At 39.8% G+C, this 25,745-nt stretch carries 25 protein-coding genes and 2 pseudogenes; 15 read left to right on the top strand and 12 right to left on the bottom strand.

The window, feature by feature from the left end:
- The first annotated feature begins 86 nt into the window (after positions 1-86).
- Both B7695_RS02985 and B7695_RS02980 read left to right on the top strand, forming a co-directional pair.
- Complete coding sequence (locus B7695_RS02985) at positions 87-1,283, top strand: CAP domain-containing protein (protein WP_084889628.1); 1,197 nt, start codon at positions 87-89, stop codon at positions 1,281-1,283.
- 194 nt (positions 1,284-1,477) lie between these two features.
- The gene (locus tag B7695_RS02980) at positions 1,478-2,332 is read left to right on the top strand and encodes a VOC family protein (RefSeq protein WP_084889627.1); all 855 of its coding nucleotides are present in this window, start codon (positions 1,478-1,480) and stop codon (positions 2,330-2,332) included.
- Between the two features lie 114 nt (positions 2,333-2,446).
- On the opposite strand, the pseudogene B7695_RS11710 reads toward B7695_RS02980, so the two are convergent.
- The 3 genes and pseudogenes from B7695_RS11710 to B7695_RS02965 all read right to left on the bottom strand — a co-directional run bounded on the left by B7695_RS11710 (position 2,447) and on the right by B7695_RS02965 (position 4,980).
- Positions 2,447-3,675: pseudogene (locus B7695_RS11710) on the bottom strand (sensor histidine kinase).
- On the bottom strand, positions 3,676-4,350 hold the full coding sequence (locus B7695_RS02970) for a response regulator transcription factor (RefSeq protein WP_084889626.1): 675 nt from the start codon (positions 4,348-4,350) through the stop codon (positions 3,676-3,678).
- A 15-nt stretch (positions 4,351-4,365) separates the two neighbouring features.
- Positions 4,366-4,980, bottom strand: coding sequence for a GTP pyrophosphokinase (locus B7695_RS02965; protein WP_084889657.1), 615 nt, complete (start codon positions 4,978-4,980; stop codon positions 4,366-4,368).
- 157 nt (positions 4,981-5,137) lie between these two features.
- Here B7695_RS02965 and B7695_RS02960 point away from each other — a divergent pair.
- A pseudogene (locus B7695_RS02960) lies at positions 5,138-5,696 on the top strand (sugar O-acetyltransferase).
- Positions 5,697-5,805: 109 nt separating this feature from the next.
- On the opposite strand, the gene B7695_RS02955 reads toward B7695_RS02960, so the two are convergent.
- Complete coding sequence (locus B7695_RS02955; protein ID WP_084889625.1) at positions 5,806-6,489, bottom strand: DUF4956 domain-containing protein; 684 nt, start codon at positions 6,487-6,489, stop codon at positions 5,806-5,808.
- Positions 6,482-7,258, bottom strand: a complete 777-nt coding sequence (locus B7695_RS02950) for a polyphosphate polymerase domain-containing protein (RefSeq protein WP_084889624.1) — start codon at positions 7,256-7,258, stop codon at positions 6,482-6,484. The genes B7695_RS02955 and B7695_RS02950 overlap by 8 nt, the downstream gene beginning before the upstream one ends.
- Before the next feature lie 226 nt (positions 7,259-7,484).
- Between B7695_RS02950 and B7695_RS02945 the strand changes: the two genes are divergently transcribed.
- The 4 genes from B7695_RS02945 (at position 7,485) to B7695_RS02930 (ending at position 11,785) form a co-directional block, all read left to right on the top strand.
- On the top strand, positions 7,485-8,723 hold the full coding sequence (locus tag B7695_RS02945; protein ID WP_084889623.1) for a carbohydrate-binding domain-containing protein: 1,239 nt from the start codon (positions 7,485-7,487) through the stop codon (positions 8,721-8,723).
- A gap of 205 nt (positions 8,724-8,928) precedes the next feature.
- On the top strand, positions 8,929-9,693 hold the full coding sequence (locus B7695_RS02940; RefSeq protein ID WP_084889622.1) for a nucleoside phosphorylase: 765 nt from the start codon (positions 8,929-8,931) through the stop codon (positions 9,691-9,693).
- 33 nt (positions 9,694-9,726) lie between these two features.
- Positions 9,727-11,106: a TrkH family potassium uptake protein gene (locus B7695_RS02935; protein ID WP_084889621.1), complete on the top strand. Its 1,380-nt coding sequence runs from the start codon at positions 9,727-9,729 to the stop codon at positions 11,104-11,106.
- A gap of 13 nt (positions 11,107-11,119) precedes the next feature.
- Complete coding sequence (locus B7695_RS02930) at positions 11,120-11,785, top strand: potassium channel family protein (RefSeq protein WP_084889620.1); 666 nt, start codon at positions 11,120-11,122, stop codon at positions 11,783-11,785.
- A gap of 91 nt (positions 11,786-11,876) precedes the next feature.
- Here B7695_RS02930 and B7695_RS11360 read toward each other — a convergent pair whose 3' ends face one another.
- A complete protein-coding gene (locus B7695_RS11360) occupies positions 11,877-12,101 on the bottom strand; it encodes a hypothetical protein (RefSeq protein ID WP_084889619.1) in 225 nt (74 codons plus the stop codon).
- A 39-nt stretch (positions 12,102-12,140) separates the two neighbouring features.
- Between B7695_RS11360 and B7695_RS02920 the strand changes: the two genes are divergently transcribed.
- The 7 genes from B7695_RS02920 (at position 12,141) to B7695_RS02890 (ending at position 19,000) form a co-directional block, all read left to right on the top strand.
- Complete coding sequence (locus tag B7695_RS02920; protein ID WP_084889618.1) at positions 12,141-13,157, top strand: glycosyltransferase family 2 protein; 1,017 nt, start codon at positions 12,141-12,143, stop codon at positions 13,155-13,157.
- A 114-nt stretch (positions 13,158-13,271) separates the two neighbouring features.
- Positions 13,272-15,536, top strand: coding sequence for an SSURE domain-containing protein (locus B7695_RS02915; protein WP_084889617.1), 2,265 nt, complete (start codon positions 13,272-13,274; stop codon positions 15,534-15,536).
- A 123-nt stretch (positions 15,537-15,659) separates the two neighbouring features.
- The gene (locus tag B7695_RS02910) at positions 15,660-16,358 is read left to right on the top strand and encodes a response regulator transcription factor (RefSeq protein ID WP_084889616.1); all 699 of its coding nucleotides are present in this window, start codon (positions 15,660-15,662) and stop codon (positions 16,356-16,358) included.
- Complete coding sequence (locus B7695_RS02905) at positions 16,355-17,407, top strand: sensor histidine kinase (protein WP_084889615.1); 1,053 nt, start codon at positions 16,355-16,357, stop codon at positions 17,405-17,407. Before B7695_RS02910 ends, B7695_RS02905 begins: the two co-directional genes overlap by 4 nt.
- Positions 17,408-17,601: 194 nt before the next feature.
- Complete coding sequence (rpsD, locus tag B7695_RS02900) at positions 17,602-18,213, top strand: 30S ribosomal protein S4 (protein ID WP_000092756.1); 612 nt, start codon at positions 17,602-17,604, stop codon at positions 18,211-18,213.
- Positions 18,214-18,375: 162 nt separating this feature from the next.
- On the top strand, positions 18,376-18,663 hold the full coding sequence (relB, locus tag B7695_RS02895) for a type II toxin-antitoxin system RelB/ParD family antitoxin (RefSeq protein ID WP_023939238.1): 288 nt from the start codon (positions 18,376-18,378) through the stop codon (positions 18,661-18,663).
- Positions 18,653-19,000 carry a type II toxin-antitoxin system RelE/ParE family toxin gene (locus B7695_RS02890; RefSeq protein WP_084889614.1) on the top strand — a complete coding sequence of 116 codons (348 nt, stop codon included), beginning with the start codon at positions 18,653-18,655 and terminating at the stop codon, positions 18,998-19,000. Before relB ends, B7695_RS02890 begins: the two co-directional genes overlap by 11 nt.
- 371 nt (positions 19,001-19,371) lie before the next feature.
- Here B7695_RS02890 and B7695_RS02885 read toward each other — a convergent pair whose 3' ends face one another.
- From B7695_RS02885 to B7695_RS02860, 6 genes are all read right to left on the bottom strand, one after another.
- The gene (locus B7695_RS02885) at positions 19,372-20,637 is read right to left on the bottom strand and encodes a tyrosine-type recombinase/integrase (protein ID WP_084889613.1); all 1,266 of its coding nucleotides are present in this window, start codon (positions 20,635-20,637) and stop codon (positions 19,372-19,374) included.
- Positions 20,638-20,723: 86 nt separating this feature from the next.
- Positions 20,724-20,978 (bottom strand): MerR family transcriptional regulator, encoded by a 255-nt coding sequence (locus B7695_RS02880; RefSeq protein WP_084889612.1) that lies wholly within the window; start codon positions 20,976-20,978, stop codon positions 20,724-20,726.
- 21 nt (positions 20,979-20,999) lie between these two features.
- A complete protein-coding gene (locus B7695_RS02875; protein ID WP_084889611.1) occupies positions 21,000-22,130 on the bottom strand; it encodes a replication initiation factor domain-containing protein in 1,131 nt (376 codons plus the stop codon).
- A gap of 99 nt (positions 22,131-22,229) precedes the next feature.
- Complete coding sequence (locus B7695_RS02870; protein ID WP_084889610.1) at positions 22,230-23,651, bottom strand: FtsK/SpoIIIE domain-containing protein; 1,422 nt, start codon at positions 23,649-23,651, stop codon at positions 22,230-22,232.
- Entirely contained in the window at positions 23,648-23,887 is a 240-nt protein-coding gene (locus tag B7695_RS02865) for a hypothetical protein (RefSeq protein ID WP_084889609.1), read from the bottom strand. The genes B7695_RS02870 and B7695_RS02865 overlap by 4 nt, the downstream gene beginning before the upstream one ends.
- 13 nt (positions 23,888-23,900) lie before the next feature.
- Positions 23,901-24,317, bottom strand: coding sequence for a hypothetical protein (locus B7695_RS02860; RefSeq protein WP_084889608.1), 417 nt, complete (start codon positions 24,315-24,317; stop codon positions 23,901-23,903).
- Between the two features lie 425 nt (positions 24,318-24,742).
- On the opposite strand from B7695_RS02860, the gene B7695_RS02855 reads away from it, so the two are divergent.
- On the top strand, positions 24,743-25,745 hold a 1,003-nt coding region (locus B7695_RS02855; protein ID WP_084889607.1), incomplete at its 3' end, for a hypothetical protein.

Here is a 25,745-nt window from a genome sequence, read left to right as displayed (position 1 = left end):
AGTAGAAATGGGCAAATAGTAGGGGAATATGATATAATCTAATAGTGAAAATACCTGTCCTATCTAGAGGATAAAAGGAGAAAAAGATGAAGAAAATTGTATTTGCTAGCGCCTTGGCTTTGACCTTGGCAGGAGCAGTTTTGACAAATGATGTTTTTGCTAATGACAGATTGGTGGCAACACAATCTGCTGATGGTAGAAATGAAAATGTTTTGAGTTCAGAAGTGTTAACTCCTTCTAGTGGCAACGTTTTAGTTGGAATTAAGGGAGAATTTTTAACCCCAGATAAACAAGCTATTTTGGATGCGATTAATAAGATTCGTAAGGAAGCAGCTGATGAAGGTTTGGTAGATAAGTATGTCCCTATCAAATGGTCTACTGATCTTGAGAAAACTGCATTTGTACGCGCTACTGAGGTGTCAGTAACTCTGAAACCTGAGCGTCTTTCTACGAAAGAAATCTGGACTGCTTTTCCATCTAGTAATAGTATAAGAGGAGAAGCTTTAGATGTGAACTATGAAGGTTTTCTAAAAGCAATTGAAAACTGGCATGCTGAGAAGGCGAATTATGTAGCGAAAAAGAAGGGTGGAACATCTAAAGAATTTACAGGTTATTATGAGGTTCTGATCAATTCTAAATTTACCTATGTGGGGCTCGCGGCCTTTAGAAATGCAGCTAGTTCTCAGAAAGTAGCAACGATTTCTCTAGCTTTAGGTGATGATGCTTCTTCAGAGGAATTGGCTGGTGGATATGGTTCTGCTATTCAGTATACAGAGGTGACTGCATCAAACCTTTCAACAGTTAAAAGTAAAGCTACGGTTGTAGAAAAACCGCTGAAAGATTTTAGAACATCTACATCTAGTCAGTCTGGTTGGGTGAAGTCTAATGGAAAATGGTATTTTTATGAGTCTGGTGATGTGAAGACAGGCTGGGTAAAAACAGGTGGTAAATGGTACTACTTGAATGATTTAGGTGTCATGCAGACTGGATTTGTAGAAGTTGATGGAGCATGGTATTTCCTTGATAGTTCTGGCGCGATGTTTACAGGCTGGGGAACAGATGGTAGCAGATGGTTCTATTTCGATGGCTCAGGAGCTATGAAGACAGGTTGGTACAAGGAAAATGGTACTTGGTATTATCTGGATCAATCAGGTGTCATGAAGACAGGTTGGTTTAAAGTAGGCAAGTACTGGTACTATGCATATGGTTCAGGGGCTTTAGCAGTCAGCACAACAACACCAGATGGTTACCGTGTAAATGGTAATGGTGAGTGGGTAAACTAGGTTGAAAATAGCAAGTCATAGGTAAAGTAGTCATTTTACTTAACAAAAAGAATGAATGATAAGAAAGAGGTTGATGGCGAACATTGACCTCTTTTTGTTAGAATAGAGGATTCAAGTTGTCTGACTTGACTTTCTTGATGGGAATGATATAATAGTTGTAACAAAAAATATTACAACAGAAAAGAGGACTATTTATGACCTATGAATACAAGAGCCACATTTATTTGGCAGAGGCAGTTTTAAATGTAAAGGATTTGGCAAGCCAAACAGCCTTTTATCAGCAAATCATTGGTTTAGAAATCCTATCTCAAACTGAGACAGAGTCCATTCTAGGACTGGGTGGAAAAGCCTTGGTACAGCTGATTCAAGCTCAAGAGAGTGGAGAAGTAAGGGAACATTATGGCCTTTACCATCTGGCTATTCTCTTGCCGACACGCAAGGCTTTGGCTGATGTCTTGAAACATCTGACAGATTTACAGATTCCTCTTGTCGGTGGTGCAGACCATGGTTACAGTGAGGCCCTTTACTTGGAAGATTTGGAGGGGAATGGCATTGAACTCTATCGAGATAAACCCGTTTCCACATGGGATATTCGAGAAGATGGGCGTATTATAGGGGTCACTGAGGTCCTTGCGGCGCAGGATATCTATGAGTTGGGGGAAAGAGTAGAGCCCTTTGTCCTAGCAGAAGGTACGAGAATGGGGCATATCCATCTTTCCGTCAAGGATAGTCGAAAGTCCAGCCAGTTTTATCAAAAGGTGTTAGGACTAGAGGATAAATTCAGTTTGCCGAGCGCTAGTTGGATTGCAGCTGGGGACTACCACCATCACTTAGCAGTCAATGAATGGGGAGGAAAAGGCTTAGCTCCGCGTAAGGCAGGTTTGCCAGGCTTAGCCTACTATGTCATTGAAGTCGCACATAAAGAAGAACTGTTAACGATTGCCCAGCGAGCACAAGAAGTTGATGTACCAATCAAGTGGTTGACATCGAGCCAGTTGGAAATCACAGACCCAGACGGAATTGTGACCCGTATTCGTTTAGCACGATGAGACGAGGAAAACAAATCATTTATTTTAGAGATATAGAAAAGGCGAACAAGCTTGTATTCTGTTCTTAGAATACAGACTTGTTCGCTTTTTATGGAATAATAAAGAGTGAAACCATTATAGCCAAACTGTAAAGGTAATCACCTGTTTTTTGTAGCTGACAAAGATTTTTCCTCTAAACAAGCTGACGAGGTGCTGAGCCATGGAGAGGCCTATTCCATGGCCAGCTATAGTTTGGTTGTTGTGAGAGGTCTCCGCACGATAAAAGCGATCAAAGAAACGTTTAATATCAGCTGCTTGCCCATCCTTATAATCATTAGAAATAGTGATACAAGTGTGTTTTTGTAGTAGATAATTTTTTCGTTGAAGAGTCAAGCGAATCGTTCCAGCGGGGTCACAGTATTTGCGGGCATTGTCAAGAAGAATGCTAAGAAGCTCATAAAATTCCTCTTGGGCTACTTTTTCTACAACGTCTGCTTCAATAGAACTTTCAAATTTTTTATCCTCTTTGGTAAAGAGAGGAGCAAAATCTGAGGCAACCTTTTCAGCGATGAAGGAGATATTTTGAGGAGCTAGTTTGATATCCTCTTGTTCCTCGAGTCGAGCAAGGCGGATTAGTTTTCCAATCAGATGGTTAAGACGCTCTATCTGTTCCTTAGTGCTGATACTCCACTCAGTCTCACCCTCTATTAACTCCTGTAGTTCGGTATTGGCCTAATAGCTAGAGGCGTTTTGAGTTCGTGTCCTGCATTGGTGATAAACATCCGTTGCTTTTCATAGTTTTTTATAAAAGGGCGAATGACAATCCCTGAAATCAAGGTGAAGAGTAGTATGAGGAGGAGTAAGCTAGCCAAGGCCAACCAGATAGAGACTTGAAGTAGGGTACCGCGTTCCCGGATATAGTAAGTCGTTTCAAAGAAGACCAGTAGTTTCCCAGTCGTAGATTGGCTCACTTGGTAGGTAAAATAACGCCCCTTATGAGTAATGGTGCCATAAGTTTCCTGCTTTTTGAGGACATTGGGGAGGAAACTTTTGACCTCATCCTCAGTCAAGGATTGAACATTTGTGAGAGAGATGGCGTAGTCATCTTCCTTTTCTCTGACAGAGAAGTATTGGAAATTATAGACGATTCCTTCCTGGATATTTTTCTCAGTCAGACTTTCTTTGATTTCATCAGTAATAGGGAGTTCCCCCTCATTCTTGGTTAAGATAGAGAGAACAGTGTGAATGTTGTTCTCAGTCTGAGTGTAGACGATACTATTTATCAAAACTAGAAAGAAGGTTAGAATCAGAGTGATGGCAAGAGTGGCCGTTGCGATAAATTTGATACGAAGTTTTCGAAACATCTAGTCACCTCCTGTCAATTGGAAGGGACCTTCTGCTGCCCCAAGTATTTGTAAGCTAGACTGGACACTTTGGAGTTTTTGGCGTAGGTAGGAAATATAGAGAAAAACAAGCTCGTGATTACTTTCTTCCAGCTCATCTGGCCAGACTTTCTCTAGTAGTTGTTGACAACTGAGGGCTTGGTTAGCATGCTGGATGAGGAGGGTCAAGAGTTGAGTCTCCTTTTTCCCTAAACGAATGCTGTTTGTAGCAGATAGTTCTTGTTCGTCAATATCCAAGCGAGTATTTCCTAATTGGACCGTATCTGGGGTATAGTCCTCCAGACGGCGGGCAGTAGATCGGAGCTTAGCCAATAGTTCCTTAAGTGAAAAAGGTTTGGTCAAGTAGTCGTCGGCACCTGCATCGAGTCCGGTTACACGGTCATCTACTTCCGCCATGGCTGTCAGCATGATAACGTGGGTCGTATTACCCAACTGGCGAATTTCTTTGAGAGCTTCGATTCCAGTTTTGATTGGCATCATGATGTCAAAAATCATGAGGTGATAGTGGTTAGTTGTAGCTTTTTCGACGGCATCTTTTCCATTAAAAACAGAATCAACGCTATAGCCTTCTCGTTCTAACGCAACGGTGATAACACGGTTAAGTTGGGTTTCATCTTCGGCAAGTAGGATTTTCATAGGTTCTCCTTAGTCTTAATCAGAGCGCTGAATCAAATCACGGATGGTCTGCATGGTCAAGTCGCAAGAAGCAAGCTCATCGGCACAACGTTTGAGCTCGCGCGTGATTCTCTCAGGATTTTGGATGTTTTTCTTGTATTTCATCTGGTGTTCGAGGCTAGCCCAAGAGTCCATAGCAATTGTTCGCAGTTGGATCTCAATAAAGTAGCTTCCTGGGGCATTTCCCAGACAGTCTGGGTAGGGGGTAGTCACCTCGAGAATCAGATGGTAAGAACGATAGCCGTTGGGTTTGACCTGACGGATATAGTCTTTTTCTTTGAAAATATGGATGCTTGGCATCTGGCGAATATACTCTACTATGCGGTAGATATCATCTGTAAAGCCTGTGATAATTCGAACGCCAATAGCGTCTCGTATTTCTTTAAGCGCAGATTGACTTGTCTGAGGAAGGCCTTTGCGTTGGCATTTTTCACGCATACTTTTTTCTGTTTTGATGCGCGCATGCAAATGCTCATATAGTTTGAGGTTGGTTTCCTTTTTGTAATTGGTTGCGGCCTTTTCTATGTCTTGAATAAAGGTTTGCAAGATAGTCGGTAAATAGGATTCGTAGTCACCATAGATAGAATTCATAAGTAAGTCCATTCTGAACAGTTTTTTACTATTAATCATGAAAATACGGATTAGGTTCCTATAAATACAAAGAGTATGAGAATTTTGACAAAGGCTATTCTTGACCTTTCAAAGCCCTTTTGATATGATGAGCTCAAAGTAAGTGTGAGGTATTAAAATGACCAGTGAATACCAGAAAATGATTGCAGGAGAACCCTATCATCCCTTTGCCCCCGAGTTGCGGGATTTGGCTCAGGTTTCTCGCCAAAAACAGTCTGCTTTTAAATAAGGAAGAAGATCCCTTAAAGGGGGCGGAGATTATCAAGACTTGGTTTGGTTCGACTGGGAAAAATCTCTGTGTCAATCCACGTCTGGTGGTCGATTATGGAGTCAATATCTATCTAGGGGAAAATTTTTATTCTAATTGGAACTTGACCATGCTGGATGTTTGCCCTATTCGTATCGGGGACAATGCTATGATTGGACCCAACTGTCAGTTCTTGACTCCCCTACATCCACTAGATCCGCAGGAACGCAATTCAGGGGTCGAATATGGCAAGCCCATCACCATCGGTGACAATTTCTGGGCTGGAGGTGGTGTCATTGTCCTTCCTGGAGTGACACTGGGCAATAACGTAGTGGCAGGAGCAGGGGCCGTAATTACCAAGTCCTTTGGAGACAATGTTGTTCTAGCTGGCAATCCCGCGCGCGTGATTAAGGAAATACCTGTTAAATAAAGCGATTGGGCGAAAAGTCACTAAAATTAGAAAAAGGCATCCTATCAAGTGTTTAAAAAAACGTTGATATGATGCCTTTTATCATAAATCAGGTTTTACGCTAGAAGTTCTACAAATTCTTTCTTTTCTTGGCATTTTTGGTCAGGGAAACCTGGTAAGTATCCTGTTCTTTAGTGAGATAATTGATGATTTGGAAGTCATCGATTTGAGCTTTGAAATCCACTTCATAGACAGTGGTGACTTGTTGTCCATCATTGTTGGTATCAATCGAAATGAGGTCTAACTCAGTACAGAATTGTGCCAGCCCAGCTTGGATAGTTTGGAGTTTTTCTTCTTGGTTGGCAATTGTGATGGTTAATAGTCTGCGACGTTGGTGATTGCTCTTGCTTTGTTGTTTTTCCAAAAGAAGCCATACTGCTAAGATAAAGACGGTGGAGAGAATCGCTAAAGCTAGGTAGCCTGTCCCTGCTGCCAGTCCGATAATCATGGCAAGGAAGATAGCAATTAGTTCCCGTGAGCCACTGGTAGCTGAACGGAAACGAATGAGGCTAAAGGTTCCTGCAACGGCGATAGAGGTTCCTAGGCTGCCATTTACCAGAAAGATGACCAAGGTCATCAAGCAGGGGAGTAGGGTCAAACTAACAGCAAATTCCCGTGTATAGAGGGTACGGTGTTTGTAAGCCCAGGTCAGCGCCAAACCTAAGATTAGGCTGACCAAGAGAGCCAGAAAGAGCTGGATAGGATTGGCAGTAGCAGTTGTACTGTTGAAAATAGAGTTGAATAGATTAGACATAAGCAGTACCTACACTTTCTGTGCTTGGTCGTGGGCTATAGTCCAGCCCTTGAGACTTGTGGTAGGCGCAGCTGTATTTTGAAAATTTCTGCTCTACCAGTCCATATTGGTCGAGAATATCTTGTAGCCATTGGGGTTTTCTACCTGGTGCTTTGATTTCCATGACGACAATGTCCTCGTTTAGTAGAGGGAAACCGTCCTTTCCTGAAAATAAACTGACATTATTATCACGATAGGTTAGATTTTGGTCAATGGTGACACGAATTTTATTGTAGGGAAATCCGCTAATTTCTTTCTTTTCCTTGAGAGAAAAGCGGTCGTAGTAGATATACATACGAGGGATGATGGCTTGCTGATATTCCTCTTGGAGTTGCTGGATTTTTTCAATCATCATTTGGTCCTTGATGCTGCTATCCAGCTGTCCCTTGGTCATAAACTGGGTGATAGACTGGGGAGTCGATAAGAGACGATGTTTTCGTCCGACACCAGCTCTGTCCTTAGATTTGATTTCTAAAAATACCTGACTATCAGGCTGGACTTGACTGAGATAGGTTCGCATCCGAATCTTTTCTTTGCGCTTAGTACCTTGGCTATCATCCTGAATCATATCAAATTTCTCTGTATCAAAGTAGATATTAGAAATGGTAGATGTTGGATAATCATCCTCGACGAGGTATGTTTTTAAGTCTTCTATTAAATTAGCCAAGTAAGTTTTGGCAACGATATATTTGGTTTCAATTCGTTTAAAGTTTGTTTCAATTGGTTTCATAAATCCTGTTTCCTTTATCAAACTGTTTCAGTAGACTATCTTATTTAGAAGATATATGTGGGCAAGTTGAATTTGCTTGTGACTAGTCTAGGGAATTTTTCTAAAACTTTAGTTAAAGATAACTTAACTGAAACTGAACTTAAGAAAACTTTCAGAAAAAGTTTAGATTTTTTTCAGACTTCCCCTGTAAACTAAGGTCAAGCTAAATGAAGGCGAGGAAAAAAGTATGAAATCAAAAAAATGGACCCTAATCTTAACCAGTTTAACAGCTCTGACCTTGATGACAGCTTGCGGGCAATCAACGACCAAGTCAAGTACGACTGCAGCAGCAGATACTACTGCCATCGCAACTTCAACTAAAAACAGTCAATCTTCTTACTTTACAGAAAAGGACTACGACACATCTTATGATGAAAGCATAGCTTCAAAGATTGAATTGTCGGGCTCATCTGCAAGTGTCTCTGGAGACGGTGTGACAGTTTCTGGCTCAACGGTGACCATCTCAAAAGCAGGTACCTATGTCATTTCTGGTCAGTCTGACGGAGTGCAAATAAAGGTAGAGGCAGATAAGTCGGCAGATGTTCACCTAGTCTTAAAAGGTGCGACCATGACTAATACAGATGCAGCTATCTCAGCTACAAGCGCCGGTCATGTCTACCTGACTCTGGCAGAGGGAACCACCAACAGTCTCTCTGACTCAAGCTCTAACAGTGATGAAAAGGCAAATGCCGCTCTCTTTTCAAAGGTTGATTTGACCATCAATGGCTCAGGTACTCTTACTGTAGATGGCAAGAAAAGCAACGCTATCAAGGCAAATGATACGCTTCACATCACAGGTGGAACTTTTAACATCACATCAGTTGGCGATGCCTTTAATGTCAATGATGAACTCAACATCACTGGTACAACCATGACCATCGATGCCAAGGAAGATGGTGTTAAAGTTGATAATGATGACGATATGACTGTCGGAAATATGTATTTGGCTAACAATACCATAACAGTCACAGCAGGAGATGACGGTATTCACGCTTCTGGCAACCTAGTGATTGATAGCGGTACTTACACAGTCAAGAATGCGACTGAAGGAATTGAAGGAAAAGGCATTACGATCAATGGTGGTGATATCAATGTCTACTCGACAGATGATGGGGTGAATGCAGCTAATAAAAATGCCCAGCAAAGTGATATTTACTTTACTATGACAGGGGGTAATCTAACTGTAGAAGTCGGTCAAGGGGACACAGATCCAATTGACTCAAACGGGAATATCACGGTTACCGGTGGAACCATTAAATTGATAGGACAATCAGGGTTTGATTTTGATGGAACAGCGACTTACACAGGTGGGGATATCTACATCAACGGCGAAAAACAAACAGATATTGTCAATTCTATGCCTGGAGGCGGAGGTCCGAATGGAGGTCCTCAAGGCGGTGGCCCAGCCCCTGGCGGACGAGGATAAACAAAAAAGGATAGCATTCTAAGAGAAATGTTATCCTTTTTATATCGCTTATAGATTCATATTTTACGAGTGATTTTGCAATTATAGCTTTCCAAGCTACAATTGTTAGGCTACCCGTCTTTGTTTATTGACTCAAGTTATCAACTTCCTCCTTGACACTCGGTCAGCTTTTGATACAATAGTACAAAATTAGAGGAGGTGGGTTATGATTCAGAAACATGCGATTCCCATTTTAGAGTTTGATGACAATCCTCAGGCGGTTATCATGCCCAATCACGAGGGGCTGGATTTGCATTTGCCCAAGAAGTGTGTCTATGCTTTTTTAGGTGAGGAGATTGACCGCTATGCGAGGGAAGTAGGGGCGGATTGTGTCGGCGAATTCATTTCTGCTACCAAGACCTATCCAGTCTATGTTATCAACTACAAGGGTGAGGAAATTTGTCTGGCTCAGGCACCTGTCGGCTCCGCTCCAGCGGCTCAGTTTATGGATTGGTTGATTGGCTATGGTGTGGAGCAGATTATCTCTACGGGTACCTGTGGTGTGCTGGCTGATATAGAAGAAAATGCCTTTCTAGTCCCTGTTCGGGCTCTACGAGATGAAGGAGCTAGTTATCACTATGTGGCGCCTTCTCGTTATATGGAAATTCAGCCAGAAGCCATTGCTGCTATTGAGCGAGTTTTGGAAGTCAGAGGGATTCCTTATGAAGAAGTTATGACCTGGACGACAGATGGTTTTTACCGAGAAACGGCTGAAAAGGTGGCTTATCGCAAGGAAGAAGGCTGTGCTGTTGTGGAGATGGAGTGTTCTGCGCTTGCGGCAGTAGCCCAACTGCGTGGGGTTCTCTGGGGAGAATTGTTGTTCACAGCTGATTCCTTAGCAGACTTGGACCAGTACGATAGTCGTGACTGGGGTTCAGAAGCTTTCGAGAAGGCCTTGGAACTTTGCCTTGAGATAACTTCTCAGATCTAGCTACTCTCCTTCTTTTTATGGTACAATGGATGTATGTTATTCAAATTATTTGTGAAAAAAATTGAAAGAGCTTTGGGTGGACTTTCGCCAGCTCGTCGGATTTTTCTGAGTTTCGCTGGAGTTATTTTTATAGGCTCTCTTCTTTTGAGTTTGCCTTTTGTTCAGGCAAATGGTTCTCAGGCCACTTATTTTGACCATCTTTTTACGACGGTGTCCATGGTCTGTGTGACTGGCCTTTTTACGCAACCAGTGGCTACTACCTATAATGTCTGGGGTCAGTTGATTTGTATGTTCTTGATACAGATTGGTGGTCTGGGGCTCATGACTTTTATCGGGGTCTTTTATATTCAGGGTAATCAAAAGCTCAGTCTTCGCAGTCGTGAAACCATTCAGGAGAGTTTTAGTTATGGGGAAAGTAAGTCTTTGAAGTCTTTTATGCGTTCCATCTTTTTGACGACTTTTCTGGTGGAGGGTTTGGGTGCCTTTCTACTAAGTTTCCGTTTTATTCCTGAGTTTGGCTGGGGACGAGGCATTTTTACCTCTATCTTTTTAGCTATTTCAGCCTTTTGTAATGCTGGTTTTGATAATTTCGGCAGTAGCAGTTTAGTGGCTTTTCAGACGGATCCCTTGATCAATCTTGTCATTGCTGGCTTGATTATCACGGGTGGTCTCGGCTTTATGGTTTGGTTTGACTTGGCAACCCAGTTTGACAAGAAGAAAAAACGCCGTCTGCGTTTCCACACCAAGTTGGTCCTTTTCTTGACTGCAGGGATTTTGCTGTTTGGGACAGTATCCACACTCTTTACGGAGTGGCACAATCCAGGAACCATTGGCAATCTCAGTGTTCCAGAGAAAGTGCTGGTTAGCTTTTTCCAAACTGTCAGTATGAGAACAGCTGGTTTTGCTTCTATTGACTATACCCAAGCTCGGCCTGTGACCTTGTTTATCTATATCCTACAGATGTTTCTCGGTGGAGCGCCTGGAGGGACGGCTGGGGGTCTCAAGATTACGACTTTCTTTGTCTTGTTGGTTTTTGCGCGTAGTGAATTGCTGGGCTTACCTCACGCCAATGTTGCGCAGAGAACTATTGAGGCTCGCACAGTCCAAAAATCCTTTAGTGTCTTCATTATCTTTTTGATGACCTTCTTGTTGGGCTTGGTGTTGCTGGGAATTACGGCAGAAGGAACACCGCGATTTATCTACCTTATGTTTGAGACCATTTCAGCTCTTGCGACAGTTGGGGTAACGGCAAATCTGACACCAGAATTGGGCAAGTTGGCCCTCAGTATTGTCATGGTGCTCATGTTTATTGGCCGTATCGGTCCCTTGACCTTGCTGGTTAGTCTAGCTGACTACCAGCCTGATAAGAAAGATTTGATTCAGTATATGAAAGCAGATATTAGTATTGGATAAGAAAGGAAGAACTATGTCAGATCGTACGATTGGAATTTTAGGTTTGGGGATTTTCGGGAGTAGTGTCCTGACGGCCCTTGCCAAGCAAGATATGAATATCATTGCCATCGATGACCACGCCGAGCACATCAATCAGTTTGAGCCAGTTTTGGCGCGTGGAGTTGTTGGCGATATTACAGATGAGGAACTCCTCAGAACGGCAGGAATTGATACCTGTGATACGGTTGTAGTAGCAACAGGGGAAAATCTGGAGTCGAGTGTGCTTGCAGTCATGCATTGTAAGAGTTTGGGGGTGCCACGGGTTATTGCCAAGGTCAAAAGCCAGACAGCTAAGAAGGTACTAGAAAAAATCGGTGCTGATTCGGTGATCTCACCTGAGTATGAAATGGGGCAGTCCCTAGCGCAGACCATTCTCTTTCATAACAATGTTGATGTCTTTCAGTTGGATAAAAATGTGTCTATCGTAGAGATGAAAATTCCTAGTGTGTGGGCAGGTCAAAGCCTGAGCCAGCTAGATTTACGTGGTAAATACAATCTCAATGTCCTAGGATTTCGTGAACAAGAAAATTCACCGCTAGATGTCCAGTTTGGCCCTAATGATCTCTTGAAGGCAGGTGCCTATATCTTGGCAGTCATTAACAACCAGTATCTAGATGACTTAGCAGAATTAAATTCCTAAGGAGGGGAATCCCCTCTTTTTTTGATGTTCAAGATAGCAAATAGAGGTAGAACACCTTGTATTCCAGTAAAAGTCCTTCAGAAGCTGGATTTTATGGTAGAATAGAAAGGAGTGACAAGAGAGAGTAATACTCTTCGAAAATCTCTTCAAACCACGTCAACGTCGCCTTGCCGTAGGTATGGTTACTGACTTCGTCAGTTCTATCCACAACCTCAAAACAGTGTTTTGAGCTGACTTCGTCAGTTTTATCTGCAACCTCAAAGCTGTACTTTGAGCAACCTGCGGCTAGTTTCCTAGTTTGCTCTTTGATTTTCATTGAGTATAAGAAAAAATCAGTTCCCTAAAGGAGTAGATTATGAAGTTATTGTCTATCGCCATTCCTAGCTATAATGCCGCAGCCTATCTTCATTACTGTGTGGAATCGCTAGTGATTGGTGGTGAGCAAGTTGAGATTTTGATTATCAATGATGGGTCTCAGGACCAGACTCAGGAAATAGCTGAGCGTTTAGCTAGCAAGTATCCTAGCATTGTTAGAGCCATCTATCAGGAAAATAAAGGTCATGGCGGTGCGGTCAATCGCGGCTTGGCGGAGGCTTCTGGGCGTTATTTTAAAGTAGTGGATAGTGATGACTGGGTGGATCCCCGTGCCTACTTGAAAATTCTTGAAACCTTGCAGGAACTTGAGAGCGAGGGGCAGGAAGTTGACGCCTTTGTGACCAATTTTGTCTATGAAAAGGAAGGTCAGTCTCGTAAGAAGAGTATGAGTTATGAGTCCGTCTTGCCTGTCCAGCAGATTTTTGGCTGGGATCAGGTTGGAAATTTCTCAAAAGGCCAGTATATCATGATGCACTCGCTGATTTATCGGACAAATTTGTTGCGAGCGAGCCAGTTCCAATTGCCTGAGCATACCTTTTATGTCGACAATCTCTTTGTCTTTACCCCCCTTCAGCAGGTCAAGACCATGTACTATCTGCCTGTCGATTTCTATCGTTATTTGATTGGGCGTGAGGACCAGTCTGTCAATGAGCAAGTGATGATTAAGCGCATTGACCAGCAACTCAAGGTTAATCGTCTTTTAGTAGACCAGCTTGACTTGTCCAAAGTGAGTTATCCCAAAATGCGAGAATATCTACTGAATCATATTGAGATTACGACGGTGATTTCTAGTGCCCTGCTCAACCGAGCAGGCACAGCAGAGCATCTTGCCAAAAAACGAGAGCTGTGGACCTATATTCAGCAGGAAAATCCAGAGGTTTTTCAGGCTATTCGGAAGACTATGTTGAGCCGTTTGACCAAACATTCAGTCTTGCCAGCTCGCAAACTTTCCAATGTCGTCTATCAAATCACCAAATCTGTTTATGGATTTAATTAATATAAGTATTTTATAAGAGGGATTTAAGAAAAATTTTAACTTTTTCTTAATCCTTTTTAATTTTAGGAGATTATACTAGAGTCATCAAATAAAGAAAACTCTAAGGAGAATCCTATGAAATTCAATCCAAATCAAAGATATACTCGTTGGTCTATTCGCCGTCTTAGTGTCGGTGTTGCCTCAGTTGTTGTAGCCAGTGGCTTCTTTGTCCTAGTTGGTCAACCAAGTTCTGTACATGCCGATGGGCTCAATCCGACCCCTGCTCAAGTTGTGCCAGATGCTACTTCGGTGAGTGAAAAGAGCGACTTACCAGTAGAAGTTCTCAAAGTAGCAGTCGATACAGCTCTTCCTTCAGAACAGGCAGACTCAGCACCTAAGGCAAGCTTGGATGCTACAAGCTCTCCAGAAAAAGTGAATGTAGCTGATAAAGACCAAGTGGTAGCGCCAAAAGAAGAAGTGCAAGCAAAACCAGAATCTAAGAAAGAAACGGAAGATGCGGTTAAACCTGTGGAAAGTCCTGCAGCTACAGTTGCTGGACAAGACCGTGAAGCAAATGAAGCGCAACCAGCAACCACTCCAGCTGAAGTTCAAAAAGGTGTGGCTGACAATACTAAAGACACAGTAGATGTCCCAGCCACTTACTTGGATAAAGCGAATTTCCCAGGCCCATTCACAGCCGGTGTCAACCAAGTTATCCCATACGAATTCTTCGCTGGTGACGGTATGTTGACTCGCCTTATCTTGAAAGCATCCGACAAGGCTCCATGGTCAGACAACGGCTCAGCTAAAAATCCTGCTCTTCCACCAGTAGAGAAATTGGGCAAAGGTCTCTACTTCTACGAAGTAGATTTGGCTGGTACCCAAGGCAAATCTGATAAAGATCTTCTTGACCTCTTGAAACAAAATGGTACTCAAAGCTATAAAGCTACCATCAAGGTGTACGGTGCAAAAGACGGCAAGGCTGATTTGAGCAACCTCGTAGCGACTAAGGATTTGGATGTTAACCTGAACGGCTTAACCACTCCAGCTGAAGTCCAAAAAGGCGTAGCTGACAACACTAAAGATACAGTGGATGTCCCAGCTACTTACTTGGACAAGGCTAACTTCCCAGGCCCATTCACAGCTGGTGTCAACCAAGTTATCCCATATGAATTCTTCGCTGGTGACGGTATGTTGACTCGCCTTATCTTGAAAGCATCAGACAAGGCTCCATGGTCAGACAACGGTTCAGCTAAAAATCCCGCTCTTCCACCAGTAGAGAAATTGGGCAAAGGCCTTTACTTCTACGAAGTAGATTTGGCAGGGACTCAAGGCAAATCAGATAAAGAGTTGCTTGACCTCTTGAAACAAAACGGCACTCAAAGCTATAAAGCTACCATCAAGGTGTACGGTGCTAAAGATGGCAAGGCTGATTTGAGCAATCTCGTAGCGACAAAGGATTTGGATGTCAACTTGAACGGCTTGACTACCCCAGCCGAAGTCCAAAAAGGTGTGGCTGACAACACCAAAGACACAGTGGATGTCCCAGCTACTTACTTGGACAAAGCCAATTTTCCTGGCCCATTCACAGCTGGTGTCAACCAAGTCATTCCATACGAATTCTTCGCCGGTGACGGTATGTTGACTCGCCTTATCTTGAAAGCATCCGACAAGGCTCCATGGTCAGACAACGGCTCAGCTAAAAATCCTGCTCTTCCACCAGTAGAGAAATTGGGCAAAGGTCTCTACTTCTACGAAGTAGATTTGGCTGGTACCCAAGGCAAATCTGATAAAGATCTTCTTGACCTCTTGAAACAAAATGGTACTCAAAGCTATAAAGCTACCATCAAGGTGTACGGTGCAAAAGACGGCAAGGCTGATTTGAGCAACCTCGTAGCGACTAAGGATTTGACAGTGAACTTGAATGGACATCAGTCTCTGATTCCGATGCAGTCAGGTTTCGTCCCATCTTCTAATGGTTCAGCTATGCCGGCCCCAATGATGAATAGTCATCAAGATGCGTCTAAGATGAACGCTCAAATGCCAAGTGCCAATCAAGATGAGATGAAATCTAAAATGCCAGCTGCTAGTCAGGATAAGATGATGTCTAACAAAGAGCAGGACAAAACTATGAATGCTAGCCAGCCAATGACAACACCAAGCATGAAACAAGATCAAGCTCCAGCAACCTCAAGCAAAATGTCTGATGAAGGCAAGATGACATCTACTAACAAGGTGTCAACTCCAATGATGGCTGATCAAATGAAAAACCAAAAAGACATGCTTCCATATACTGGTGAAGCCCAAACATCAATGGCTACTATTGGATTCTTTGGATTAGCTTTGGCCGGACTTCTAGGTGGACTCGGTTTGAAAGCTAAAAAAGAAGAAAATGACTAGTCTAGTTACAGACTTTCTATCTAGGATATGAAAAATCCAGATATCGTTTAGAATGTTCGTAAAGAGATTAAAATAGTGTTATACTATTGTGGTATAGCACTGTTTTTTTCAAAGGAGAGACAGATGGGAAAGACAATTTTACTCGTTGACGACGAGGTAGAAATCACAGATATTCATCAACGTTATCTGGTTCAGGCAGGATATAATGTTTTGGTGGCCCATGATGGAGCAGAGGCCTTAGAAATCTTCAAGCGAAAACCAATTGATTTGATTATTACAGATATCATGATGCCTCGGATGGATGGTTATGATTTGATTAGTGAGGTTCAGTATCAATCTCCAGATCAGCCTTTTCTCTTTATCACGGCTAAGACTAGCGAGCAGGACAAGATTTATGGCCTGAGCTTAGGGGCAGATGACTTTATTGCCAAGCCATTTAGCCCTCGTGAGCTGGTTTTGCGTGTCCACAATATCTTGCGGCGCCTTCATCGTGGAGGTGAGACAGAGGTCGTCAGTCTCGGGGATTTACGGATGAATCACGGTAGCCATGAGGTCCAAGTCGGAGATGTGGCGCTTGATTTGACAGTCAAATCCTTCGACCTTCTATGGCTTTTAGCCAGCAATCCAGAGCGGGTTTTCTCTAAGACAGACCTCTATGAAAAGGTCTGGCAAGAAGACTACGTAGATGATACCAATACCTTGAATGTTCATATTCATGCTCTTCGACAGGAGTTGGTTAAACATGCTAGTGCAGAAACACCGACTATCAAAACCGTCTGGGGCTTGGGCTACAAAATTGAGAAAGCACGAGGTAGTCAATGAAATTAAAAAGTTATATTTTAGTGGGGTATATCATTTCAACACTCCTAACGATTATCGTGGTTTTTTGGGCCATCCAGCGAATGCTAATTGAAGAAAGAGAAATTTATTTCCTAGTGGGGATGACTCTCGTGGCTAGTTTTATCGGTGCTGGGATTAGTCTCTTTCTCCTATCGCCGGTCTTTACTTCGTTGGGCAAACTCAAGGAACATGCCAAGCGGGTAGCGGATAAGGACTTTCCATCAAATCTGGAGGTTCAAGGCCCTGTAGAATTTCAACAATTAGGCCAAGCTTTCAATGAAATGTCCCATGATTTGCAGGCCACCTTTGATTCCTTGGAGGAAAGCGAACGTGAAAAGGGCTTGATGATTGCCCAGCTATCGCATGATATCAAGACCCCCATCACTTCAATCCAAGCGACGGTAGAAGGGATTTTGGATGGGGTTATCAAGGAAGGAGAACAGGACCATTATCTAGCAACCATTGGGCGTCAGACGGAAAGACTCAATAAACTGGTTGAGGAGTTGAATTTTTTGACTCTAAACACAGCTAGAAATCAGGTCGAAACGACCAGCAAAGACAGCATTTTTTTGGACCAGCTCTTGATTGAGTGCATGAGTGAATTTCAGTTCTTGATTGAGCAGGAAGAGCGAGATGTCCATTTGCAGGTAATCCCTGAGTCTGCCCGAATTGAGGGAGATTATGCCAAACTTTCTCGTATCTTGGTGAATCTGGTCAATAACGCTTTTAAATACTCTGCTCCAGGGACAAAGTTGGAAGTGGTGGCTAAGCTGGAGAAGAACCAGCTTTCAATCAGTGTGACCGATGAAGGACAGGGGATTGCCCCAGAGGATTTGGAGAATATTTTCAAACGCCTTTATCGTGTAGAAACTTCGCGTAACATGAAAACAGGTGGTCATGGCTTAGGACTTGCGATTGCGCGTGAATTGGCCCATCAATTGGGTGGGGAAATCACAGTCAGCAGCCAGTACGGTCTAGGAAGCACCTTTACCCTCCTTCTCAATCTCTTTGGTAATGAAAATAAAGCTTAAAACCCCTTTACAAATCTAGCCATTCATGGTAGAATGGATTTTGTGCGAAATATCAGCAGGAAAGCATGAAGCTCGTCAACAGGTGTCTTATGATAAGTAACCTTGGCTGTTTAGGCGAAGGGCATCTGCACGAATCAGGGCTTTCTAAGTGACTATTTCCACCGAAATATTATTTATATCAGGAGGACATTCACATGTCACGTTATACAGGACCATCTTGGAAACAAGCTCGTCGCCTTGGCCTTTCACTTACAGGTACAGGTAAAGAATTGGCACGTCGTAACTACGTACCAGGACAACACGGACCAAACAACCGTTCTAAATTGTCAGAATACGGTTTGCAATTGGCTGAAAAACAAAAACTTCGTTTCACTTACGGTGTAGGTGAAAAACAATTCCGTAACTTGTTCGTACAAGCTACAAAAATCAAAGGCGGAATCCTAGGTTTCAACTTCATGCTTCTTTTGGAACGCCGTTTGGATAACGTTGTCTACCGTCTTGGTCTTGCGACTACTCGTCGTCAAGCTCGTCAATTCGTAAACCACGGTCACATCCTTGTTGACGGAAAACGCGTTGATATCCCATCATACCGCGTAACTCCAGGTCAAGTGATCTCAGTTCGTGAAAAATCATTGAAAGTTCCAGCTATCCTTGAAGCAGTAGAAGCTACTCTTGGACGTCCAGCATTCGTATCATTCGATGCTGAAAAATTGGAAGGTTCATTGACTCGTTTACCAGAACGCGATGAAATCAACCCAGAAATCAACGAAGCACTTGTCGTTGAATTCTACAACAAAATGTTGTAATATTTTATTGAATAAGATAGGCTTTGAAGCCTTGATATTAAGCACTTTGGGTCACTTTCCCTTAGTGCTTTTTGATTTCTCTTAGTATCCAGCTATAATCGTCTATACGCAACTAGACCGATATAGTTCAAAGTGATATAATAGTCTAAAGGAGGTACTACCATGAATGTTTTAGAAAAAAACACACAGGTAAACTTTAAGACTAACAGAGACTTGTTAGAGAAGGCTAAAGCTATTATCACAGCGCAAAATCTTGATATGACAGCCAGTTTCAACTTGTTTTTGGAACACATTGTGGAAAATAAAGCCTTGCCATTTGAAACTCAAGTAGACAAAGAAAGAGAAGAACTTCTATCAGGGTTGCGTGCTGAAATTGCCCGTAGCTTTGAAGATTTAGAACACGGAAGAACTTACAGCCTTGATGAAGTGAGGGCTAACCTTGGAATTTAACGAGAACGCATATAGCCTTATTATCTCCGAAACGGTACAAGAACAGCTAAGAGGTATCAAAGACTATATCTCAGCTAACTATTTTTCAGAGCAGGCAGGAGCAAACACAGTTAAAAATATTCTTTACGGATTAGCGCGTCTTGAGGTCTTCCCAGAAGCAGGATTTGATGCTGATGAAAGAGTAGGAGTTATTATATACCCACCCCACAAAACTCGATGCATCATTTTAGGCGATTACCTAGCCTTCTATCATATTTTAGAGGACAGAAAAGCTGTCTTTGTATCAGATATTATTCATAGCAAACAGGATTACATTCGCTTGTTCAAGAAAAAATAGTGTATATTATTGAACTGCGTTTTGGATTCCAAAAATTTTAGAAAAGATTACTCTATTTCAAAAATTTTTAGGAATGAAAATATAAAAAAAGAGAAACCTCATAATGAAGTTTCTCTTGCTTTTAATCGTCCGAATCAATATTCTTATTTCAAAAAAGGTAGTGAAAAAGGTAGTGATTCGAATGATTTCCCTTGCAATATAGTGAAATTAACAAAAAGAAAAAACGCTAATCAAGCGTTTTTCTTCTGTATTGATTCGTATTGAATGCTTACTTAACTTCTGTAAGGGTTAAATAATTGACCTATATCCCCTATATTATCAAGGATTGTAGAGTTTTAAGTTTAAAGGTAGTGAAAAAGGTAGTGATGGAATCAACTTGCCAGCTCTTCCATTTTATTTAGGAAAATATCCACTGCTTCAAACTTCTTTTTAGGAGCTAATTCAGCATAGGTATCCATAGTTGTTGATATGGACTTGTGTCCCATTCTATGTTGTAGCTCTTTCCAGTTCATACCAGCATTTAACATCATAGAAGCGTGTGTATGGCGGAAAAGATGGAAACCATAGTCAGGTAAACCAAGAGCCACTAATCGCTTTTTAAGGGTTGCACGTTCATTTCTATCACACATATAGTTGCCATAGATAGTTGGGAAGATAAGCGAAGATTTTGGTAGACTATGCTTTTCAAAATAGCCAGTCATTTCCTCGTGAAACTCTTTGAGACTTTCCATGATTGAAAGTGAAACTGCAACCCTACGATTCCCAGAATCCGTTTTAGGAGTTTTCTTACAAACCATTTCCCCTTTGATACCTAGTTTTTTATTTGCACTTTTCCACATTAATGTTTTACTGACAAGAATTTCATTAGTTTCAAAATCAAGGTCAGTAATTTCTAACGCTAGCAACTCATTGATTCGTAATGCAGACGCTAATAGCGTGTTACAAATGACCTTAAAGCGTCTATTTGCTCTGGTATTGGGCAAGGTCTCAAGGTAAAATAACCAATGTTTCAGATTATCATCATGGAGTACCATGATACGCTCTTTGTTTGCTTTTGGTTTAGGTGGAATCTTGATTGATTTAGCTGGATTAGTGGTCAGCCCACAGTTTGTAATGCCAAAATCAAAAATATCACTGACTTTGTGAGCCATTGCACCAAAATCTTTTGCACTACCTTTCGGGGCACGTTTTACACCGGAATCAACAGATTTCTTTGCTTTTCTAGCTAGCTTATTTACCCAAAGTTGAACATCAGCAGGTTCAATTTGACAAGGTTTATAATCCCCAAAGTGAGGAATAATATAGGTATCAAGATACCCCCTCACTCGGTTGATAGTGTTTTGTGAAGACACCCAAGTTTTGAAGTTGCTAAACCATACCTCAGCTAGACTTTCAAAGTTATCAATTTTGATAGTTTCTTTAAGGGTAGAGCCAGCTTTTTCAAATTCAATTTTAGCTTCAACAATTTTTCTATCCAAAGATTTCAATGTCTTAGCAGTGATAGTTTTTGTGATGCGTTTACCAGTCTTTACATCAGTTCCAATGTAAACACCTTTAAGTGAATAACTAATTACGCCATTTTGTTTTGTGATTTTTGTTATCTTTTTATTGTTGTGTTGAATGATTTCTTTACTCATATAGCCTCTTTTTTTCGGACAATTAAAAGGCTAGAATAGGACCCTCACATTCTTTATTTGATAATTCTATTCTAACATACTTAAAGTTAAATAGTCAAAAATCCAATGACATCTTCCAATTTATAATAAATTGTACGTGTTCCTTCAATCGGAGGCTCAAGACGTTTTAAACCTTTATTTTCCCATGACCTCAAAGTGTTAGGAGAAATCTGTAAAATTTTCAATAGTTCTTTTTGTGTGACTATCCCATGAGAATTATTACTTTTTAATTTTTGTTGAATGATAACAATGAGCGTATTAAGTAGCTCTTCAATTTGATTTAATTTCGTCATATCCGTCATATATTTTTTCCTTTCGTTCTCTTACTTGAATACATCCCACGGCTTCTTTTCTTTCTTTAGTTCATCTTTTCGATTATTTAAAAATATAATCGTATCAGGAGAGGGTTTGTACTTTGTTTTGAAATGAATCAAAACATGCTTGAAAAATTCCTGAATTGATTCTTTACCGTAAATTTTGTCAATCTTGTATAGAAAAGATTCTAAACCACTATTTTTTAACAAATAAATGTAAGTAGATAGTAAGTCATTCTTCCGCCTTGGTTTTGACCTCAATAAATCAAAATCAGTCGAAACGTATTCCAGCATAACCTTTGAAATATCCCATAATTCATCATTTTTGAAAAATAAATATTTGTCAGTAAAACGTTGAAAGATCAAACTGGATAGTTCTTTATCATTTCTGCACTTTAAAATATCTAATCCAGTTTGATTAGCGTAAGCCTGCCTAATTGACATTTCAAATCGCACCCAATCATCACATTTCAAGGCATCATCATAAAAGATGCCCTTCTTTTTCTCCTGCTCCAATTTTTTATCATAAATTCGTAGTAGTAGAGAGTTTCCTTTGTTTGCCTTGCTACCAACATAGATTGTTTCTACTCTGTTGTTTGTGTTAATCGTACTGATATTTGACTGATTTTTTCTTAATTTGATTGTATTTGTAAAACTGTCAACGTATTTTGATTTGATTATTGACTTGTTTAACTCCTGATGAATCTGATTCACTTTCAAACCTTCATCTATAAAATCAATCGCAAAATCAATCCTTGAAACTCTACAACTACCACTAAAATAATTTTCTAATTCAAAAAATTTTTGAACTAATTGACGATACGAAATTTTTTGATTATCTTCTTCGCGTCGTTTCAAGTAATGTTTTAAACCTTGACCTGAGAATTTGAGAAATATCCCCATTCGTGGGCTATCCGTGTTAAAACATAATAGAATTTCAAATTCATCAAAATTGACAATATAATTGTAGCCTGCAAATCCTTTTTCATTTAACTTGAAATTGACCGTGTACTTTTCTAATTCCAATAATTCATCAATTTTTAAACAGATATTTGAAGCAAATGCTTCATAATTAGACATCATTTCATTGAAATCTGGTAAAAATACAAATGAAATTTCATCAACGTCACATTGAATCATATAACATAACTCCTTTTTTATTGTTTTGTAGTTGACCCCGTTAGGGGTGGGGACTGGGATGGGGGTCATTACTATACCCCCATGAATGCTAGTACCCCATTATTTACACTTCTTTCTTAATCGTTGACCGTATAAAAACGCTTTTTTAAATGTACTAATCTTTTCCAATCCGTGTTCGTGTAGATTGATATTCCAAAATTTTCTTGGTTTACTGAACTGTCCGTCAGTGGTCATGATGTATCCTGAAAATCGTGGCGCATGATTATCAATATTATCTGTTTCTCCAAATACCATGCGAGCCAATTCGTCAGTAATAGCGCCATTTGATAAACAGATACGAACACCTAAATTATCTCTGATAGCTGTTGAAAGTAATTCCGAACGCGGTTGTTGCATACAGATACAGATATAGACACCACTCGAACGAGAACGAGATACGATAGACAAGACCAAATCTTGAACCCTTTTTCTCATTTTAGTATCAGTTATACTTGATAACATCGCAGAATATTCTTCGATAATACACAGCTTCATCTTCATCTCTTTACCGAAATTGACAAAAGTTGCTCCAGTAATATCATCACGTGCCGACAATTTCGCAATTTCTTTTTCACGTTTAATAACTAATTCCAACAATTCTTCAAAATATTCTAAAATCTCTTCACTGTCTGATAAAATAGTCCCAACTGGTAGAAAATCCCATGAGCTGAACTCAGATTTAACATCCAAGATTGTTAAATCAACATCTTCATTAAACATGAATACTTGTGCAAGCATTGATTTTAAAAACGTTGTTTTTGAGCTGTTTGTATTTCCAACTAATAAAATTTGAGGAGAACGCAAGAATGAAAATGTCAAGCCTTCTTCAACTGTTATTTCAAAATCATTGATTGGTCTTAATTCTGTTATCTTCTTTGGTCGTAGCTGTCTTGCTCTAGCTTCTACAATATCATCTAATAAATAAATGAATTCTGTATTATCTTCACTCAACCAATAATCTAAAACAATTAAAGAACGATTTTTACCCACTAAACAAGCTGATAACATTTCCGCAAACTTTTCTAAATCGTCATTAGTCTGGTCAGCTAATTTTTTGATTTTAACCGTGATGCGCCTGCTTAGCTTCTCGAAGCTCGCATGCGCTTTACTAACATCTATGAATTTGCTACCAACTTTGCGATTCGCAGTTGCTGAATCCAACAGCGCTTTGTGTGTCTGTCGTTCTATCAATCTTAGCTGATAGTATAAAGATATTGACCCAATTTTTGATAGATTCAAACCTAACCGAATCAATAACCCAAGATTAATCAAAAGCAAGACAGCTATTCCAATCACTATTAAATTCAAACTAAACTGTGCTTCACTTCTAAAAATACCAATCTCTGTTCCTTTAAATACTAACCATCTAACAACAATCCCAAAAGATAGTAACCCAACTCCAAGAACTTGGAGTAGAGTTACAATATTGGGAAAAGCTGGACTTAAATGACCTGTATTTTTATTTAACCTGTATCTAATCATAAATACCTACAAATTTCTTGCATGTCATCTAACATTTTTTTTCGCCTAAATTCCAAATACATATACGAGCGAATAAAATCAGTGTAACGTCCATCTGAGTAAACCAAACTCAAATTCACGAAAGATGAAACTCGTCCTTGAACCTCAGAATTAATGTATGTTGCTAAAATCTTGCGCAATTCGATGGGCAAGTCTAAAGCTGATAAGTCATCTAATTCTTTAAAAATTTCTTTCATATCTATTTCCTCACTACTTCAATCTAACTTCATTAACATCTTCAGCCCAAACTTCTATAACATCATAACTTTTGAACTTATAGCGACCGCGTGGGTTGACTAACTGATACAAATGTCTGAACTGGATCTTGTTCGCAATTTCTAAAGTTGGGACAACAAGACTAATCAATTTAACTGCTCCATCATCTTTGGGCATTGATAAAAATACTTCATAACCAATTGATTTGTCAGAAAAAACTGGGGCGTTTTTACCATTTTGATTTTTCTCAAAACCGATGATTGGGAAAAATGGTTTTGGCTCTGTAACACTAACTGCAACGCAAGTTGAAATATTAGTAAGAGCTGGGGCAGTACGACGGTCGTTTACAATTGAATCGCCTGATTGTTTTGAATTGCTTCCAAATAAGCCTGTTTGCAATAATTTTTCCATTAGTTTTACCTTTACTAGCTTGAAGCTAGTTCTTTCTTTTAAAGCTTTCTTGTAAATATTTGAACCTTCTTTATTTACATTTTAAGTGTATCATGATTAAGGTTGAGTGTCGATTGAGAGAAAAACAGACATTTAAAAACATTCTCATACAACTATTTTAATCATGTGACATGAAATGAAATTAAGTGATTCATCATTCACAAGATAAGTATATCAAAAATATAATTGTATTTCGTTGAAATAAAACAGATGGAAACATAGAAGCATTTCATACAACTATTATAATTACGAAACATAAAAACAGTATATATAAAGGAAGAAATAGTTGTACAATAAAGTTTTTAAAATAAATTATAAAATCGGTTGCAACGTACAATATATTGTGTTATACTCTAAATATAAACTTATAGAAAGTAGGACATTAAATGTTTAAAAACACAGTAGAATTTATAAAACGTTCAACGATTGATGCAGTACCTGAAGCAGTCAAAAGTTTTAAAGCTGAACAGTCACAAAAAGGACTAAAATATTATTGGTATTTGTTTTTGCATGATGAAAGAATTGGAGAAGTATCTGATATGTTTGCATATTACGGCGGAAACAAAGACACAGCTAAACAAAAAATGAGTCGATTAATGAAAGATAGTCGAACTCATTTGTCTGAATATGTTTTAGAGTTGCTTGCTAAGAATATGAATGTAAGTGTTTCAGAATTGTTATGGGGTAATGAAGAAAACTGGAAGAAATTGCTTCCCTCACTCTTTTATTTAATTGTTTTTGAATCTATTAACGCTTCTGATTTTAAAACAATTAGAGAGCAACAATTGAAATCAAATATGCTCGAAGTTTTGAAAGAGTCTGTCTTGTTTTCAAGTGAATTAGCTAAAAAAGAAATCGAAGCAGACTTATCTGATGGTATTGTTTCATTTGATATTTTTGATAAGAATTTATTTAAAGTTATTTCAAGACTTTATCAAAATGAAGTAGAAGAAAAATTTTACAGACTATTTAAAGAATTCTTTATTGAAAAAAACTATTGTTTGAAAAAATTAAATAATAGAATAATTGATTTTGCAGAACGAGTGTATGTAGATGTTATTTTTGATAACAAGAAAACAGAAGACTCTTTAGGGATTCAGGTTTATCAGACTTCAAATTTATTTTTGAATGCGGATTATAGAGAATATAGAACAAGTAATATACAAAAGAACTCATTGAGTGAACTAGTACTAGAAGATGGGCAAACATTAGAACATTACTTGGCTGAAGAACAAAGAATGATATCTGAACAAGTTTCAAAATTTGTCAGTGGTTTAGATAAGCTTCAAAGAATACAAGATGAACGCTTAGGATATCGAAAGAACAACAAAAATTTATTCAAATATGGATTTGATTTTGTAAAATTTGATGAAGAATATTTTAGAGAAT

This window comes from Streptococcus mitis, assembly GCF_002096845.1.
GTDB classification, from domain to species: Bacteria; Bacillota; Bacilli; order Lactobacillales; family Streptococcaceae; genus Streptococcus; species Streptococcus mitis_A.
The sequence above is the reverse complement of the archived record's forward strand: the minus strand, read 5'-3'. Positions and strand labels throughout refer to the sequence as shown.